This window comes from Alicyclobacillus vulcanalis (genome assembly GCF_900156755.1).
GTDB lineage: Bacteria > Bacillota > Bacilli > Alicyclobacillales > Alicyclobacillaceae > Alicyclobacillus > Alicyclobacillus vulcanalis.
Map to the genome: position 1 here is coordinate 116,078 of NZ_FTOO01000002.1, position 16,186 is coordinate 132,263.

Consider the following 16,186-nt stretch of genomic DNA (forward strand, 5'->3'; position numbering starts at 1 on the left):
AGGGGGTTCACGAATTACCCATATTCGTCAACAGCAGATCCAGTGCTTGTAGGACTGCGCGCCGCTCCTCGATGGAGACGTGTTTCAGAATGGAATCGAGGTATGCGCGGCGAGCGCTCAACACGGCTTCGATGACCTGCACACCCTTGTCCCGCAGCTGCACGCGAACGACCCGCCTGTCGACCAGATCCCTTTGGCGGGAGACGTATCCGGCGCGCTCCAGCCTGTCCACCAAGTCGGTTGTCGTACTGTAGGCGAGATAGAGCTTGCTGGAAAGTTCGCCGATGGTCAGTTCGCCCTCGTTGTAGAGCGTGATGAGGGCATCAAACTGCGGCGACGTCAGATCATAGTCTTTCAACAAGACGCGGCCGCGTCGTCTCACCGTGGCAGCGACGAGGCGCAGCGCTTTCTCAATTTCTTCCACAAAGGGGCTGTAGTCTGCCAAAGGATACCCACATCCTGTCCTGGCCCAGAGTCCAATAAATCGTACCATTGCGCTCTTTTTTCGGTCAACGGGATCGCGTCCGTCGCGAAAAGGGGCGCCGCGCGGCGCCCCTCTGCTCCCTGATTATTCTTCAAACGGCCACGCCGGAAGGCGGCGGGACAGCGGCTTGTCTCGACGGTACCCGAGCGCGTACTCCGCTTGGAGGATGGTGTGAATTTCGCGCGTGCCCTCGTAGATGACGGGGGCCTTGGCATTTCTGAGGTACCGCTCGACGGGATACTCGTTGGAGTACCCGTAGGCGCCGTGGATCTGCACGGCGTCAGATGCCGCCTCCCACGCCGCGTCACATGCCACCCACTTGGCGAGAGACGTCTCGCGCGTGTTGGGAAGCCCTTGATTCTTCAACCATCCTGCGCGGTACACCAAAAGGCGTGAAATCTCCAGATTGGCAGCCATCTTCGCGATCATCTGCTGCACAAGCTGATGCTTGCCGATGGGCTGACCAAACGTCTCGCGCTCATGGCAATACTTGACGGACGCCTCGAGGCACGCCGCAATGCATCCGCACGCCCCGGCCGCCACCGTGAACCGCCCGTTGTCGAGCGCGGACATCGCGATTTTGAAACCCTCGCCCTCTTCGCCCAGCCGATTTTCAACCGGCACCCGGACGTGATCGAAGAACAATTCCCCGGTGTTGCCCGCTCGAATGCCCAGCTTCCCTTTGATCGAGCGCGTCGTGAGGCCCTCAAAGCCGCGCTCCACAATGAATGCGGTGATGCCGTGATGTTTCTTGGAGCGATCCGTATACGCGAAGACGAGAAAGTGATCGGCGACGTCCGCGAGCGAAATCCAAATTTTCGATCCGTTGAGGATGTACGAGTCGCCGTCCCGGACGGCCGTCGTCCGCATGGCGGCGACATCCGAGCCAGCGTTCGGTTCCGTCAGGCCGAACGCGCCAATTTTCTCGCCGCGCGCCTGCGGCACGAGGTACTTTTGTTTTTGTTCCTCCGTGCCCCACTGGAGCAGCGTGAGCGAGTTCAAGCCCGTGTGGACCGAGACGGCGGTGCGGAACGCGATGTCGCCCCGCTCGAGCTCGTCGCACACGACGGCGAGCGTATTGTAGTCCATGCCGGCCCCGCCGTACTTCTCGGGGATGCATACGCCCATCAGCCCGAGCTCCGCCAGGCGCTTCAGCACCCGCGGCTCAAAATGCTGTTTTTCATCCCACTCGCGAATGTACGGAAGAATCTCTTCATCGACGAATTTCCGCACGACGTCACGAACGGCGAGTTGCTCCTGAGACAGGCTGAAATCCATTGAACACGCCTCCTTGGATGATGCATCCTTCCAGGCATTACACTGAAGGGCCCGACCCTCCGTGCGCGCCGCTCGACACGGCACCGGTCGCCTCGAGGGCCTGAATTTCGTCTGGGCCATAGCCCAACTCTGACAGAATGGCCCGGGTATGTTCTCCGAGCATGGGGGGACGGCGCCCCAACTGAAGGTCCCAACCCTCCGCGAAAAACGGCGATCGCGGCACAAAAAACGAGCCGGCACCGGGATAATCCGTCTCCCAGAGCATTCCTCGATGAGCCAACTGCTCTAGGTGAAGCACCTCGTCGATTCGGTTGACGGCTGAACAGGGCACACCTGCCTCGGTCAGCGCGGCCTCCCACTGGCGCACACCGCCCTCCGCCAGGCGCGCCTCGAGCTCGGCTGCGAGCTGCTGTCGGTGGCGGACCCGTGCCCCGTTTGTCTGGAAGCGCGGATCATCTGCCAGCTCGGGGCGCCCAATGGCATTGCATAGGCGCCTGAACAGCCCATCGTTTCCGACCGCGACGACGAGCCATCCGTCCGCCGCGGCCAACGCCTGATAAGGCGCTAGACTGAAGTGCGCCGAACCGAGCCGCTCGCCGACGTGACCCGTGAGGAAATAGGCGGTCGCATAATACGTCATGAGCGCCACCTGGCCTTCGAACAGGCTCGTCTCCAGGTACGTCCCACGCCCTGTGCGCTGGCGGTCGAAAAGCGCCGTGCAGATGGCGAGGGCCATCCACAGGCCCGCGGTCAGGTCCGCGATGGACCATCCGGCGCGCACCGGCCCGCGGTCTGGTTCACCGGTCACCGACATCAATCCACTGGCCGCCTGAATGGCGAGATCGTAGCCTGGGCGATCCTTCCACGGGCCCGTCCGGCCATACCCGGAGAGCGACGCGTAAATCAATCGAGGATTGGCCGCTCTCAGCGCCTCGTGGCCGAGCCCCCACCGCTCCATGGTTCCGGTGCGGAAGTTTTCAACGAGGACGTCGGCTTCCAGCGCCAACCGGCGCACGACTTCGCGCCCTGCTTCCGACTTCAGATCAATGGCGATGCTCCGCTTGTTGCGGTTAAACGCCACGAAGTAGCTGCTGACCCCGTCTTTGCATGGCTCGTACCGCCGCGTCTCATCCCCCTGGGGACTCTCGACTTTCATCACGTCGGCGCCGAGATCGCCGAGAATTTGCGTGCAAAACGGCCCGGCGAGCACACGGCTCAAGTCGAGGACCCGAATCCCTGCAAGCGGTTGCATGAGGTCACCTTCTTTAGGTCACAAGCTTGCCGATTCAGCGCATGGCCGCTCGCTCGGCGCGTGTATCCGGATTCGCCTGCGAGAGCAGGCCCATGACGCACGATGCGCCCCCTTCCGCGGCGCGAACCTCCACCACCCAGGCGCCTTCGGGGACCGCGCCGAGATCGTCGGCAGCGTAGAGTCGGGCGAGGGCTGCCTCGTAGGCCTCCTCCGTGATTTCGCTGGTTTCATAGGCGGCCAGCAGGGCATCGCGAATGGCGGCGAACAAGGCGTCCTCAAAGGCTGGCACCCCACAGCGGACGTACACGTGTCTACCCTGAAGCAAGGCGTATGCCAGCTGACGGACCGCTTGCGCGTCCAGCCCGAAACCTGGCGGCTCTACCTGTGTCCAGAAGTACAAGCCCGTCACCTCTGTTTCATAATATAAACCCTGATTCACAGGAGAAATGATGCCTGCTCTCATGGTAGATCACAATGTAGCGCGCAGCAAGACAAAAGGATGAAAAAAGCCGGCCCGAAGGCCGGCGCCGTTTGTGCGACAACAATTACGCTTCGGACCGCATCCCCAGGTCTCCGACGCTCACAGCAGCTTGAGGGGCGTGTGCTTGCACGCTTTTCAACAGGCCCTCTGCCATGATGATCAGTCCGATGGCAGCCGAGATCAGGCCCGAGTAGCCTCCAAATGCACTGTTGACGCCAGCGAGGTTGGCGAGGGTGCCGCCCAAGAAGGCGAAGAACACGAACAGGAAAAGAAGGCCGAACAGCATTTGCACCCGGAACGCGGCAATGACAAACGGAATGGTGACGAGCGTCCAGATGAGGAGAAACACACCTAGGGCCACGTTGGCCTGGGCCCCAAACTGAAGGACGCCCTTCAGCTCTAGATACATGAACAAAAACAGGGACGTGAAGAACGCGCCGTAAAAGCCGTTGACACTCAGCCCGAACGAATCTCCCCGGACAAACGAGAACACGCACGCAAAAAAGTACACCAAACCGCCGCACACGAGAATGGCGGGCAAGAAGAACAATGTGACCTGTGGCGGCACCAAATGCGCGTTGGGCAAGTTCAGCGTGGTCTGGGCAATCACAAACGCCGCCAACCCCATGACAAGAGGATCTCCAAACCGCTTGTCGTGCATCTCGGTTCTCCTTTCGCAATCCATTTTTGAATGCGCTTTCAGACCGTCCAAAGGCTCCCCTGTTACCCCATGGTCCACCGACACTCTTTTTTCATATTAGAAACTCCGTTTCATTCTAGGCTTGCGCTCCCCCCTGCCGTGAAACTTCCTATCGAGCTCCATCGTAACCCGGAATGAAAGCGCTGTCAATCGTGAAAGTTCCGATTTCTATACTCAGATTGCCGGCGACGACGTTCATCGCGGTCTGGGTGCGGAGCCGTGTGGCGCGCAGTCTCGGAAGGTCTTCTTTCGCACGCATCCGCATAAGCATGAACCAGGCGCCAAGGCGCCAGGGCCTGCGTGGCCTGCGGAAGAGGCTCAACACCCCTACTGACCGTAGGGGTGTTGCCTGTCAAATCGTGATCTCGCCTAGACGCACCAACTCGACGACAGCTTGCGATCGACCCTTGACATTCAGCTTTTTCATGACATTGGATATATGGTTCCGGACGGTCTTCTCGCTGACGAAGAGCTGTGAAGCAATCTCCTTCGTCGTCTTATCCTGAACGAGCAGTTCGAACACTTCTCGTTCACGGTTGGTCAAAAGTGACTTGCCGCGCCCGTCTTTGACAGGTGCCATCCCCACGATCCCTCCTTGCCCGGTCATACAAGAGCGGGATACAGTCAGGGTATCGTATGTCACCTGCCACTCGACCGTTCCGGTGAAGACTGGAGATGGGCGGAACCCAAGCCGCGCATCAGAACTCCACCCTGGAACCGGTTGGAAGGCTCAAGGCGTGCGGCGATGGAGCGCATCACGCAGCTGCTGAAGGGCCTGCAAAAGCATGGGGCGCGGGCAGGCGATGTTCATGCGCTGAAAGCCTGATCCTTGCCGGCCAAAGATATGGCCTTCGTTCAGCCCCAGGCGCGCCTCCTCGCGCAAAAACTGATCCAACGATTCGTCCGTCATCCCGAGTGCCCGAAAGTCCAGCCAGACCATGTACGTGCCCTCCGGCCGAACCATGCGCACACCCGGAAGCCCTTCGAGTTCAGCCTCCATGGCGTCGAGGCTCGTCTGAAGGTATGCCAAAAGTTGATCAAGCCACTCTGCGCCGTGTTCGTACGCGGCGATCATCGCCTCGATGCCAAATACGTTCAGTTCCGCCATCGAGGCTCGGTGAGACGCCCGTTCGTACGCTTCGCGTAGGGAAGCATTTTCGGTCCAAACATAGGCCGTGTTCAATCCAGCAAGGTTGAAGGTCTTGCTCGGCGCATGGCACGTGATGCTGTGGCGCGAACACTCCGGTCCAAGGGAAGCAAACGGCGTGTGGCGGTGTGGGGAAAACACAATGTCCGCATGGATTTCGTCGCTCACGACGAGCACGCCGTGCCGAAGGCAGATGTCCGCCACCCGCTCGAGTTCCTGCCTCGTCCAGACGCGCCCCACGGGATTGTGCGGCGAACACAGGAACATGACCTTCGCTTCCTTCGCCTTGGCTTCCAAGTCGTCAAAATCCATCTCATACCGGCCATCGGACTCCACGAGCGGATTCTCGATCACGCGCCGCCCCCAGGCCTCGATCACGCGGCGAAACGGGTGATAGACGGGCGGTTGTATCAGGATGCCGTCGCCCGGTTCGGTGAAGGCCTGCACGATGACGGACAACGCGGGGACAACGCCGGGTGCCGGTACAATCCAATCGGGGGAAATCTCCATCTGGTGCCGCGTCTTCATCCACTTCACAATGCTCTCCGTGTACCTGTCCGACTTCAGCGCATACCCAAACACGCCATGCTGGGCCCGCTGGACGAGGGCGTCGATCACGGCCTTGGGCGACAAAAAGTCCATGTCCGCCACCCAAAGTGGGATGAGGTCGTCCCGGCCAAAACGGCGCTGCAAGCCATCCCATTTCATGCAGTCGGTATGCCTTCGCTCTACATACTTGTCAAAATCGTACATGCGTTCAACCTCCTTGACCGTGCCTCTCACGGGGCGCTGGACAAGACCGCCGTACATCACTGTAACACAACCACAGCGAGCCGCGCGCCTCGCTCGCGCCATGGAAGAGCGCTATGTCCTATTTTCCGATGTGTGTACCATGCAAAGCTCCACTATGATACCTTTGAGGTAGACACGCGCATGACACGCCAGTGATGGGAGCGAGAGGACGGACCATGGCGAGATCGACAAAGCGCAAGAGACGCCTGCTCACGCGGACCGGCGGGTACTTAGCCGGCTACGACTACACGCTCAATCCGTTTGTCGGCTGCGCCTATGGGTGCCTCTATTGCTATGTGCAGGCGCTGCCCATCGCTCGCTTTCGCCGCGAGCGCTGGGGCTCTTACGCCGACATCAAGCCGGTGGACCCAGAAACATGGCAAAACGAGCTACGAGGAGCCAGGCGGCGCGGCGCCACGCGCATCTTCATGTCCTCCAGCACCGATCCCTATCAACCGGCCGAATGGCGCGCCGGGGTGACACGCTCCGTTCTGATGACCATGGCCGCCGAACCGAGCCTCGTCGACTTCCTGTTCGTGCAGACGCGCTCTCCGCTCGTCGTACGGGATATCGACCTGCTCAAGGCCCTGGGCGATCGCGTCCTCGTGTCCGTGACCTTGGAGACGGATCGGGAGGACGTCAGGCGCCGCTTTGCACCGCACGCGCCCACCGTCCGAGCGCGGATCCGCGCGCTGGAATCGCTGCGCGCGGCGGGCATCCCCGTGCAGGTCGCCGTCGCGCCGCTGCTCCCGTCCTCCCCTGACTTCCCGCACCTCATCGCGTCCTTGGCCGACTTCGTAGCCATCGACGACTGGTTCGTCGGCGACGGAGCCCGAGGAACGCGGAGCCTCGCGCTCGGCGTCGACCGGCTGTATTTGCCCGAGGAACGCGATGCGTGGTTCCATCCGCGCGCGGCGCGCACGTTTGCGCAGCGGCTCGCCGACGCCATGGCGCGTGATCGCATCTATCTTCATCAGCAAGGGTTTCTGCCGACCAACGCCCGGCATCCGTTTGACGAAGGGAACGATTCGCCTCATGCGTGAGAGCGTACCTCTTTATCAACAGCTCAAGTCGGAGCTTCTTGAGAAAATCCTGAGTGGAGCATGGCCGCCTGGCGAGCAGATCCCGTCAGAGGCCGAACTCGCGGCCATGTACGACGTGAGCCGCACGACCGTGCGCCAAGCCGTGGGCGATCTCGTCACCGCCGGCTTCATCGTCCGGCGCCAAGGGAAAGGCACCTATGTCGCGGACGTCGACCACCCCACCGCCTCCACCACCCTCTACGGGTTTGCGGAAGAGCTGCGGGCGCTCGGGCTCTCGGTGACGGTGCGCGTGGAACGCCTCGACATGCAAAGGTGCCCGGAGGACATCGCGCGCCTGCTCCGGGTTCCCCAGTCAAGACAGGTGCTGTATATCGAACGCACCGCCTACGTCGACGAGATTGCGTATTTCCACGAGCGGTCCTATTTGGTACCTCCGTACCAGGTTGCCTCGCGGATGCCGCCCGATCCGACTATGTACGATTCCATCTACGGATTTTTTGAGCAGAACGGTGTGCGGATTAACTCGGGCAGCCAGACCATCTCCGCTGAGCTCGCGACGGATGAAGATTGCGCGCGGTTTGGGCTCACGCCGCCAGCGCCGATTCTGCACATCGAACGGATCACGCGGGACGAATCGGGAGCCCCGGTGGAATATTCGTTGGTGCGTTATCCGGCGGATCGATATCAACTTCGGGTTCACCTGCTGCGTCAGCCGCACTGACGCAGCAGACGCAAGCGGAGGTGGCAAAACGGGCGGCCGACCGGTACAATGGAGAGGAATGACGCAACTTGTTATGATGTCATAACAAGTTGTGCCGCGAGGAACGTTATGCAGCACATTTCAAGGCCAGGACATCCTGTAGATGGGCCACCGAAGACGGCGAGGACTTGCGAAAGGGGACGCGGGGATGGAACGGGCGACTTTGGCGCAAAGGGAGCATCGCCTTCCTCTTGAGGACGTGATTCAACGCCCGAGCGGCATGTGGTTTATCGTCGGCACCGTCTGCTTCGGCGCCTTCATGGCGGCGCTCGACGCCAGCATCATCAGCATCGCGCTGCCAAAACTGGAGCAGGCGTTTCACACCACGATGAACCGCATCGAGTGGGTGAGTCTCATCTACCTGCTGGCGCTCGCCGGATGCATTGTCGCATTTGGGCGCTTGTCGGATCTCATCGGGCGGCGGCCGATGTACACGCTCGGCTTCGGCGTGTTCATCGTCGGATCGGCCCTTTGTGGCGCTTCATGGAGCTTAGCCAGCCTGCTTGCCTTCCGCGTCCTGCAGGGCATTGGCGCGAGCCTGCTCCAGGCCAACAGCGTCTCCATCATCACCGCGGCGGCGGACGCTGAGCGGCGAGGCCAGGCCATTGGCTTTCAAGCGCTGGCCCAGGGGCTCGGCCTGAGCCTCGGCCCCCTTGTGGGCGGTGTGCTCACCCACATTGCGTCTTGGAGGCTCATCTTTTACATCAACGTGCCCGTGGGCATTCTCGGCACTCTGTCGGCGCTCTTGTTTCTGCCCCGCGACCGCCGCGAAGGCCCTCGCCCCCGTTTCGATCTCGTCGGCGCTCTTGTGCTCGCCTGCCTGCTCATCGTGACCATGTACGTGCTCAAGGAAGGCTTCACGCCTGAGAGCCGGCCGACCATCACGGCCGTTCTCCTGGCCGTTGCGGTCCTGGCCACCGCCCTGTTCATCTTCATCGAGCGCAAAGCAGATCCCGCACTGGTTCCCATCTCGTATCTGCGGGAACCCCTCATTTGGATGGGAAACCTGACGTCCGTCCTCTCGTTCAGCGTGATGTACGCCATTACCCTCGTGGTGCCGTACTGGTTTGTCCACATCGAAGGACTGTCGAGCGCCAAGGCCGGCCTCCTGCTCACCGCGCTTCCCGTCGGCATGGCGCTTTGCACGCCGTTCGCCGGCCGCCTTGCCGACCGATGGTCGAAGGTCAAGGTATCGGCGCTTGGCATGGTGCTCGCGGCCATCGGCGCCGCAGGGCTATTTGCCTTCACTCGCACCACGCCGGCGTTTCTCGCCGGGCTCTTCCTCGTCGGCTGCGGCGTCGGCACCTTTACGCCTGCCAACAACGCGCGCGTGATGAACGCCACGCCCGGCCCGCACCTCGGCGTGGCGGGCGGCATCCTCAACATGAGCCGCACGCTCGGGATGGGCGTCGGCGTCACGGCTGGCGGGGTGAGTGTCGAGTTGTTCACCGCCGCCTTCGGCGCGCACGATGTGGCGCTCGCGTATCGCTGCAGCTTCCTGGTCGCGGCCGCCCTCGCGCTTATCGCCCTCGGCTTAACCCTGCTTCCACAGGGTAGGTCTCAAGCAGGGAAGTGACGCGCGGGTCGATCCGGCCGCGGGCCGCGGCTTCGGCTTCACACGCGGGCGAGCAGAACCCGTGCATCGCCTGCTCACACGCCTCGCAGCACAGAAATCTGCGGTGGCAATCGAGATACCCACAGTTGATGTACCGATCGCTCGGCTGACCACAGATGGAGCAGCGAGCAATGATCACATCTTCGTCGGTCTGGTTGACCCGCACGGCGACGCGATCGTCAAACACGTAGCATTTGCCGAGGAACTTCCTGCCCCGCACCTCCGGGTCTTTGCCGTACGTGACGATGCCCCCGTCCAGTTGATAGACCTCTTCAATGCCCTGCTCCAGCAAGTAGCCGGAGAGCTTTTCGCAGCGAATGCCCCCTGTGCAATAGGTCAACACCTTTTTGCCGCGCCACTCGTCCTTGTGCCGCTCGATCCAGTCCGGAAATTCCCGGAACGTGGACACCTCAGGCCGCAGCGCGCCTTCAAAATGGCCGATTTCGTACTCGTAGTCGTTCCGCCCGTCGATCACGACCACGTCTTCACGGCCGAGCATCTCGTACCAGGCCTTCGGGGACAGGCGCTGGCCCGTCTTTTCCCAGGGCTTAGGCGCGCCCGACACGCCGAAGTGCACGATCTCGGCCTTGCGCTTGACCGAGAGCCGGGGGAACACATGCCCGTCGGACGGATCGACTTTGAAAAGCATGTCGGAGAAGCGCGTATCCCTGTGCATGTGTTCCCGGTACGCGGCGCACGCGCCGGCTGCTCCAGACAGCGTGCCGTTCAACCCTTCCTCCGCTACGAGAATGCGGCCGCGCAAGCCGAGGGACTCACAGATGGCCCGCTGCTCCTCGGCCAGCGCCTCGGGGTGATCGATAGGGGTGAACTTGTAAAACAGCATGACCTCGTACGACATGGACTGCCCTCCCTTGCCGAAAAAACGAGCCGAGGCCGCAGATGCCTGCAGACCTCGGCCCGCTCGCGTCGCGCATCACGGCGCCGTAGCACCGCTCGCTTGCGTCACCTCGTTCGGACTCATGATGAGCCAACGGCCATTCACGCGCTTGACGTACAACACGCCGCCCTGCTCACTCGCGAACTCGACCTCGGCCACATCGCCCCGTTGACCGAGCAGGGCGTAGTTGACCTCGGACGGATCGAGGGACAGGTACAAGTTGTACAGCGACGCGTGCCAGCCGGGCGTCTGTTGGAACGTCGGCGTCAGCAAGTGATACGCTTCGTTGAACTCCCGCAGCTCCACAAATCCGATGAAGCGGCGCACCGTATTCACCGGCGTGTTGCTCGTCTCCTGCTGAATCACGGGGCGCAGGAGAAAATAACAGCCAAAGCCAAGGACCAAGAGCGCCACGATGAGCGCGATGAAGCTTCTCGTCTGCGCGCGCTGCCTGCGCTGTGCTGTGACGGCCTGCATCGTTCATCCCGCCTTTCCAAGAGTCCCCCGGGCTTAATCGTCGCTTACTTCCGCAGCCACGCACCGATGGCGCGGTACGTGACTTCGCGATTCATCGCGGCGATGGACGTCGTGAGCGGGATGCCCTTCGGACACACCTCGACGCAGTTCTGGGCATTGCCGCACTCGAAAATACCCCCCTCGCCCATCAGCGCCTGCAAGCGCTCTTCCTTGTTCATCTTGCCCGTCGGATGCATGTTGAAAAGACGGGCCTGAGAGATCGCGAACGGGCCGATGAAGGAGGACTTGTCGTTCACGTTCGGGCAGGCCTCCACGCAAGCGCCGCAAGTGAAACAGCGCGACAGCTCATAGGCGACCTGCTGCTCCTCGCTCGACATGCGCGGCCCAGGGCCGAGATCGTACGTGCCGTCGATGGGAATCCATGCCTTGATCCGCTTCAGTGCGTCGAACATCCGGCTGCGGTCCACGACGAGATCGCGAACCACAGGGAACGTGCGCATGGGGCGGATGCGAATGGGCTGCTGCAGCTTGTCGACGAGGGCCGAGCAAGCCTGGCGCGGCTTGTTGTTGATGACCATCGTGCAGGCGCCGCAAACCTCTTCGAGGCAGTTCATCTCCCAGGTGACGGGCGCCACCGGCTCGCCCTTCTTGTTGACGGGATTCTTCTGGATCTCCATCAAGCAGGCGATGACGTTCATCCCTGGGCGATAAGGGACCTCAAACTCTTCCCAGTACGGCTGAGATTCCGGGTTGTCCTGACGCTCAATGATGAGGTGAACCTTGCGACCCGAATCGGCCTGCATCTGCTGCACGGCCTCCGCTGTTGTGCTCATTCCTTGGTCGCCTCCTTGCTCACCGCGTAATTGCGCTTACGCGGCTTGATCAGCGAGACGTCGACGTCCTCGTACGAGATCTTCGGCCCGTCCGGCGTGTATTCCGCGATGGTGGTCTTCAGGAACCTCTCGTCGTCGCGCTCCGGAAACTCCGGCTTGTAGTGTGCGCCGCGGCTCTCGTCTCTCATCAGGGCGCCGATGGTGATGGCCCGCGCCATGATGAGCATGTTCTTCAAGTGGCGCGTGAACTGGGCCACCTGGTTCTCCCAGCGCGAGGTATCCGACATCTTGATGCGCTTCCAGCGCTCTTGGAGCTCCTGAATCTTCGCGTCCGTCTCCTTGAGTTTGTCGTTGTAGCGCACCACCGTCACGTGATCCGTCATCCACTTGCCGAGCTCGCGGTGAAGCTGATACGGATTTTCATCGCCGTCAAGCTTGAGGATTTCCTCAAACTCCTGCTCGTACTTGCGGCGATACTGCTCAAAGACCGACTCCGGCAAGCTCTCCGCCGATTTGCGCACATTCCTCGCCCAGCGCACGGCATTCGGACCGGCGATCATCCCGCCGTAGATGCAGGACACCAGGGAGTTCGCCCCAAGCCGGTTCGCGCCGTGATACTGGAAGTCGGCTTCGCCCGCCGCAAACAGGCCTGGGATGTTGGTCATCTGGTCGTAGTCGACCCAAAGGCCCCCCATCGTGTAGTGGACGGCAGGGAAAATCTTCATGGGCACCTTGCGCGGATCATCGCCGACGAACTTCTCGTAAATGTCGAGGATGTTGCCGAGCTTCCGGTCCAGCACGTCTGCCGGGATGTGCGTCAGGTCGAGGTAGACCATGTTCTGCCCGTCGACACCCAGGCCCATCTCCACACAGACCTTGTGAATCGCCCGCGTGGCGATGTCGCGCGGGACGAGGTTGCCGTACTCCGGATACCACTCTTCGAGGAAGTACCACGGCTTTCCGTCCTTGTACGTCCAGACGCGCCCACCCTCACCGCGCGCAGACTCGGACATCAGGCGCAGCTTGTCGTCGCCCGGAATCGCCGTCGGGTGGACCTGGATCATCTCAGGATTCGCGTACTTCACGCCCTGCTGATACAGTTCCGACGCCGCCGAACCCGTGTTGATCATCGAGTTCGTGCTCTTGCCGAAAATGAGGCCGTTGCCACCCGTGCACATGACCACGGCGTCCGCGCGGAAATAGTGGATTTCCATCGAACGCAGGTCCTGCGCCACGATGCCGCGGCAAATCTGCTCGTCGTCGATCACGGCGCCAAGAAAGTCCCATCCCTCGTACTTTTCGACGAGCCCAGCCACCTCGTAGCGGCGCACCTGTTCATCCAGCGCATACAGCAACTGCTGGCCCGTCGAAGCCCCGGCGAACGCCGTGCGATGGTGCTTTGTTCCACCAAAGCGGCGGAAATCCAGCAAGCCTTCCGGCGTGCGATTGAACATCACGCCCATGCGGTCCATCAGGTAGATGATGGCCGGCGCGGCCTCGCACATGCCCAGCACCGGGGGCTGGTTGGCCAAGAAGTCGCCGCCGTAAATCGTGTCATCGAAGTGCTCCCACGGCGAGTCGCCCTCGCCCTTCGTGTTCACGGCGCCGTTGATACCGCCCTGAGCACACACGGAATGGGAACGTTTTACAGGAACCAAGGAGAACAGTTTTACCGGCACACCGGCCTCCGCCACCTTAATGGTGGTCATCAAGCCAGCCAGGCCGCCTCCCACGACAATGATGCTCGTGTTTGCCACGTCAATTCCCTCCCATGCTCCGTGTACAGCACCTTGCGAGAGGTCAATGAGTACCTCAGACGTTCATCCGGAAGGCGATGAGCGATGCCACCCCGACCGCCGCCAACACGACGAAGATGATCATCGTCACCCACGAAGTGACGCGCTGCGCCCGGCGCCCCACCGTGAGTCCCCAGTGAATGGCGAACGACCAGAGTCCATTGGAGAAGTGGAACGTCGCCGCGATCACGCCCACAATCATGAACGCGAAGTACGCATTGTTGGTGACGAGCTCGTGCACCATGTCAAACGACGGCGCATTGCCGGAAAACCGCGTCGTCCACAGGTGGAAGATGATGAAAACGAACGTGATGATGCCCGTCACCCGCTGCAACACGAACATCACATTGCGGCTGAACGAATACCGGTTTGCGTTATAGCCCGACACAAACGCCACGTAAAGCCCGAACACCCCGTGATACGTGATGGGTAAGAAGATGAACACAAACTCGATCACGTGCAGGAGTGGAAGCGATTGAATCGCTTGCACGGCTTCGTTAAAAGCCGCCGGACCGCCCAGGGCTGTCGCGTTCGTGAACAGGTGCTCCAGCAGGAACAGTCCTACCGGAATGACGCCCGAAAGCGTGTGGAGCCGCCGCCACAAAAACTCCCGGTTCTGCTGGGCTGCTTGGGCCACTGCCACTTGGGTTCCTCCCTTCAATCCCCCAAAAGAGAAAACGGTATGTACGCGCGGCGGGATCGCCGTGCAAGTGCAAAACACCGCAGGCCAGCGCGGCGCACGCCGCCACCCGTTTGGCACCTTCTAAATTGTAATGATTGGCCATCGTAGAATCAAGAAAACGGTGCCTCGGACGAAATTTCCTGATCGCCTCGCGCCTGCTCGCGGGCGGTAAGTTCCTCGCGCACCCGCGCGACAATCGCCTGCGCGAGCTTGTCCCCGATGCCAAGGCCGCGAAAGTCCTCAGGCTGCGCCGCGGCAATGGCCTTCAGGCTGCCGAAGCGGCGCAAGATCGCCTTCTTGCGCTCGGGCCCCACGCCCGGGATCTCGTCGAGCAACGACTGAAATCCCGTTTTGCTCCGGCGCGATCGATGAAATTCCACGGCGAACCGGTGCACCTCATCTTGAATTCGTTCCAACAGGTAGAAGGCGGCGCTGTGCCGCTCGATTCGCACGGGTTCTTCTTCGTCCATGAAGAACAGTTGACTCGTGCGATGCCGATCGTCCTTGGCGAGGCCGCACACGGGGATGTCGAGGCCGAGCTCGCCCTCGATCACCGACAGGGCCGCGCGGAGTTGCCCTCTCCCCCCGTCGATCACGACGAGATCGGGCAACGGCTTCTGTTCGCGGATGAGCCTCGTGTAGCGCCTCCGCACGACCTCGCGGATAGCTTCGTAGTCGTCCGGCCCGCGCGTCGAGCGAATTTTGTACTTGCGGTACTCGGACTTGGCTGGCTTGCCGTCCAGAAACACGACCATGGCCGACACGGCGTCGACGCCCTGGAAGTTCGAGTTGTCAAACGCCTCGATGCGCCGGGGAGGCTGGATGGCCAACAGCTGGCCCAGTTCCATCACGGCGCCGAGCGTACGGTCCAGGTTGCGGTCGATGAGCTGAATCTTCTCAGCCAGCGCCTGGCGCGCGTTGTCGCAGGCGAGATCGACCAAATCGCGCTTCGGGCCGCGCTTCGGCTGAAGCACCTTCGCGGCGACCACCATGGCGAGCGCCTCGCTCGGGACGCCCTCCGGCAGGAGAATTTCCTTGGGCAGGTCCACGCGCTCGTGATAAAACTGCTCGACAAACGACATGAAGTCCGTGGCGGGATCGTCGAAGTGCGGCGCGATCTGGACCTGGCGTTCAATCAGCTTGCCGCTGCGCACGAAGAAGACCTGCACACTGAGCAAGCCGCGCTCCTCTGCGAAGCCGAACACGTCGCGGTCGATCCCGTCGGTCCACGTGACCTTCTGCTCCTGCATGACTTGCTCGATGTGGCGAATCAGGTCGCGAAGTTCAGCCGCGCGCTCAAACTCGAGCGATTCCGCGGCAGCCTGCATCTTGTGCTCGAGATCGCGCACGACGTCCTGATGGCCGCCGTTCAAGAAATGGCTGATTTCTTTGGCCATGGCCTCATATGTGGCCTCATCCACGTCGTACACGCACGGCGCCAGACACTGATGGATGTGGTAATACAGGCACACCTGCTTTTTCAGCGTCTTGCACTTGCGCAACGGGTACAGTCGATCGAGAAGCCGCTTGGTGGCTTGCGCGGAGGTCGCGTTCGGGTACGGACCGAAGTACTTCGCGCCGTCTCGCTTCACCTGGCGCACAATCTGAAGCCTGGGATGCCGCTCCCGCGTCAACTTGATGTACGGATAGGACTTGTCGTCCCGCAGCATGATGTTGTAAGGCGGCTGATGTTGCTTGATCAGGTTGCACTCGAGCAACAGCGCTTCCGCCACGGTGTCGGTGACGATGTACTCGAAGTCGCGAATTTGCGACACCAAAACCTGAGTCTTCGTGTCGTGCGAGCCGGTGAAGTAGGAGCGCACGCGATTGCGCAGGACCTTCGCCTTTCCCACGTACAAAATCTGCCCACCGTCGCCCTTCATCAGATAGACGCCAGGCCGCTGCGGCAACAGGTCCAGCTTGTCGCGAATGACCTGATTCACACCCT

16 protein-coding genes are annotated in these 16,186 nt (G+C 61.5%); 3 read left to right on the forward strand and 13 right to left on the reverse strand.

The window, feature by feature from the left end:
• Positions 1-7: 7 nt before the first annotated feature.
• From BW934_RS02950 to BW934_RS02980, 7 genes are all read right to left on the reverse strand, one after another.
• Positions 8-445, reverse strand: coding sequence for a MarR family winged helix-turn-helix transcriptional regulator (locus BW934_RS02950; protein ID WP_076344955.1), 438 nt, complete (start codon positions 443-445; stop codon positions 8-10).
• Between the two features lie 123 nt (positions 446-568).
• The gene (locus BW934_RS02955) at positions 569-1,762 is read right to left on the reverse strand and encodes an acyl-CoA dehydrogenase family protein (RefSeq protein WP_076344957.1); all 1,194 of its coding nucleotides are present in this window, start codon (positions 1,760-1,762) and stop codon (positions 569-571) included.
• 37 nt (positions 1,763-1,799) lie between these two features.
• On the reverse strand, positions 1,800-3,014 hold the full coding sequence (locus BW934_RS02960) for a CaiB/BaiF CoA transferase family protein (protein ID WP_076344959.1): 1,215 nt from the start codon (positions 3,012-3,014) through the stop codon (positions 1,800-1,802).
• A gap of 34 nt (positions 3,015-3,048) precedes the next feature.
• Positions 3,049-3,414: a 3-hydroxyacyl-CoA dehydrogenase family protein gene (locus BW934_RS02965; RefSeq protein ID WP_234969512.1), complete on the reverse strand. Its 366-nt coding sequence runs from the start codon at positions 3,412-3,414 to the stop codon at positions 3,049-3,051.
• Positions 3,415-3,559: 145 nt separating this feature from the next.
• Positions 3,560-4,156: a GPR1/FUN34/YaaH family transporter gene (locus BW934_RS02970; RefSeq protein WP_076344961.1), complete on the reverse strand. Its 597-nt coding sequence runs from the start codon at positions 4,154-4,156 to the stop codon at positions 3,560-3,562.
• Between the two features lie 391 nt (positions 4,157-4,547).
• The gene (locus BW934_RS02975) at positions 4,548-4,775 is read right to left on the reverse strand and encodes a helix-turn-helix domain-containing protein (protein WP_008341227.1); all 228 of its coding nucleotides are present in this window, start codon (positions 4,773-4,775) and stop codon (positions 4,548-4,550) included.
• Between the two features lie 150 nt (positions 4,776-4,925).
• Entirely contained in the window at positions 4,926-6,095 is a 1,170-nt protein-coding gene (locus BW934_RS02980; RefSeq protein WP_076344963.1) for a MalY/PatB family protein, read from the reverse strand.
• 215 nt (positions 6,096-6,310) lie between these two features.
• On the opposite strand from BW934_RS02980, the gene BW934_RS02985 reads away from it, so the two are divergent.
• The 3 genes from BW934_RS02985 to BW934_RS02995 all read left to right on the forward strand — a co-directional run bounded on the left by BW934_RS02985 (position 6,311) and on the right by BW934_RS02995 (position 9,513).
• Positions 6,311-7,177, forward strand: a complete 867-nt coding sequence (locus BW934_RS02985; protein ID WP_076344965.1) for an SPL family radical SAM protein — start codon at positions 6,311-6,313, stop codon at positions 7,175-7,177.
• Entirely contained in the window at positions 7,170-7,898 is a 729-nt protein-coding gene (locus BW934_RS02990) for a GntR family transcriptional regulator (RefSeq protein WP_076344967.1), read from the forward strand. Before BW934_RS02985 ends, BW934_RS02990 begins: the two co-directional genes overlap by 8 nt.
• A gap of 187 nt (positions 7,899-8,085) precedes the next feature.
• Positions 8,086-9,513 (forward strand): MFS transporter, encoded by a 1,428-nt coding sequence (locus BW934_RS02995; RefSeq protein ID WP_076344969.1) that lies wholly within the window; start codon positions 8,086-8,088, stop codon positions 9,511-9,513.
• Here BW934_RS02995 and trhO read toward each other — a convergent pair.
• The 6 genes from trhO to uvrC all read right to left on the reverse strand — a co-directional run bounded on the left by trhO (position 9,458) and on the right by uvrC (position 16,181).
• Positions 9,458-10,411 carry an oxygen-dependent tRNA uridine(34) hydroxylase TrhO gene (trhO, locus tag BW934_RS03000; protein WP_076344971.1) on the reverse strand — a complete coding sequence of 318 codons (954 nt, stop codon included), beginning with the start codon at positions 10,409-10,411 and terminating at the stop codon, positions 9,458-9,460. The two genes, BW934_RS02995 and trhO, sit on opposite strands and share 56 nt — an antisense overlap.
• Positions 10,412-10,486: 75 nt before the next feature.
• The gene (locus tag BW934_RS03005; RefSeq protein WP_076344973.1) at positions 10,487-10,927 is read right to left on the reverse strand and encodes a hypothetical protein; all 441 of its coding nucleotides are present in this window, start codon (positions 10,925-10,927) and stop codon (positions 10,487-10,489) included.
• 44 nt (positions 10,928-10,971) lie between these two features.
• Complete coding sequence (gene sdhB / locus BW934_RS03010; RefSeq protein WP_076344975.1) at positions 10,972-11,760, reverse strand: succinate dehydrogenase iron-sulfur subunit; 789 nt, start codon at positions 11,758-11,760, stop codon at positions 10,972-10,974.
• On the reverse strand, positions 11,757-13,517 hold the full coding sequence (sdhA, locus tag BW934_RS03015) for a succinate dehydrogenase flavoprotein subunit (RefSeq protein WP_076344977.1): 1,761 nt from the start codon (positions 13,515-13,517) through the stop codon (positions 11,757-11,759). Before sdhA ends, sdhB begins: the two co-directional genes overlap by 4 nt.
• Positions 13,518-13,572: 55 nt before the next feature.
• Complete coding sequence (locus tag BW934_RS03020; protein ID WP_076344979.1) at positions 13,573-14,199, reverse strand: succinate dehydrogenase cytochrome b558 subunit; 627 nt, start codon at positions 14,197-14,199, stop codon at positions 13,573-13,575.
• Between the two features lie 149 nt (positions 14,200-14,348).
• Positions 14,349-16,181: an excinuclease ABC subunit UvrC gene (uvrC, locus tag BW934_RS03025; RefSeq protein ID WP_076344981.1), complete on the reverse strand. Its 1,833-nt coding sequence runs from the start codon at positions 16,179-16,181 to the stop codon at positions 14,349-14,351.
• Positions 16,182-16,186: the final 5 nt, after the last annotated feature.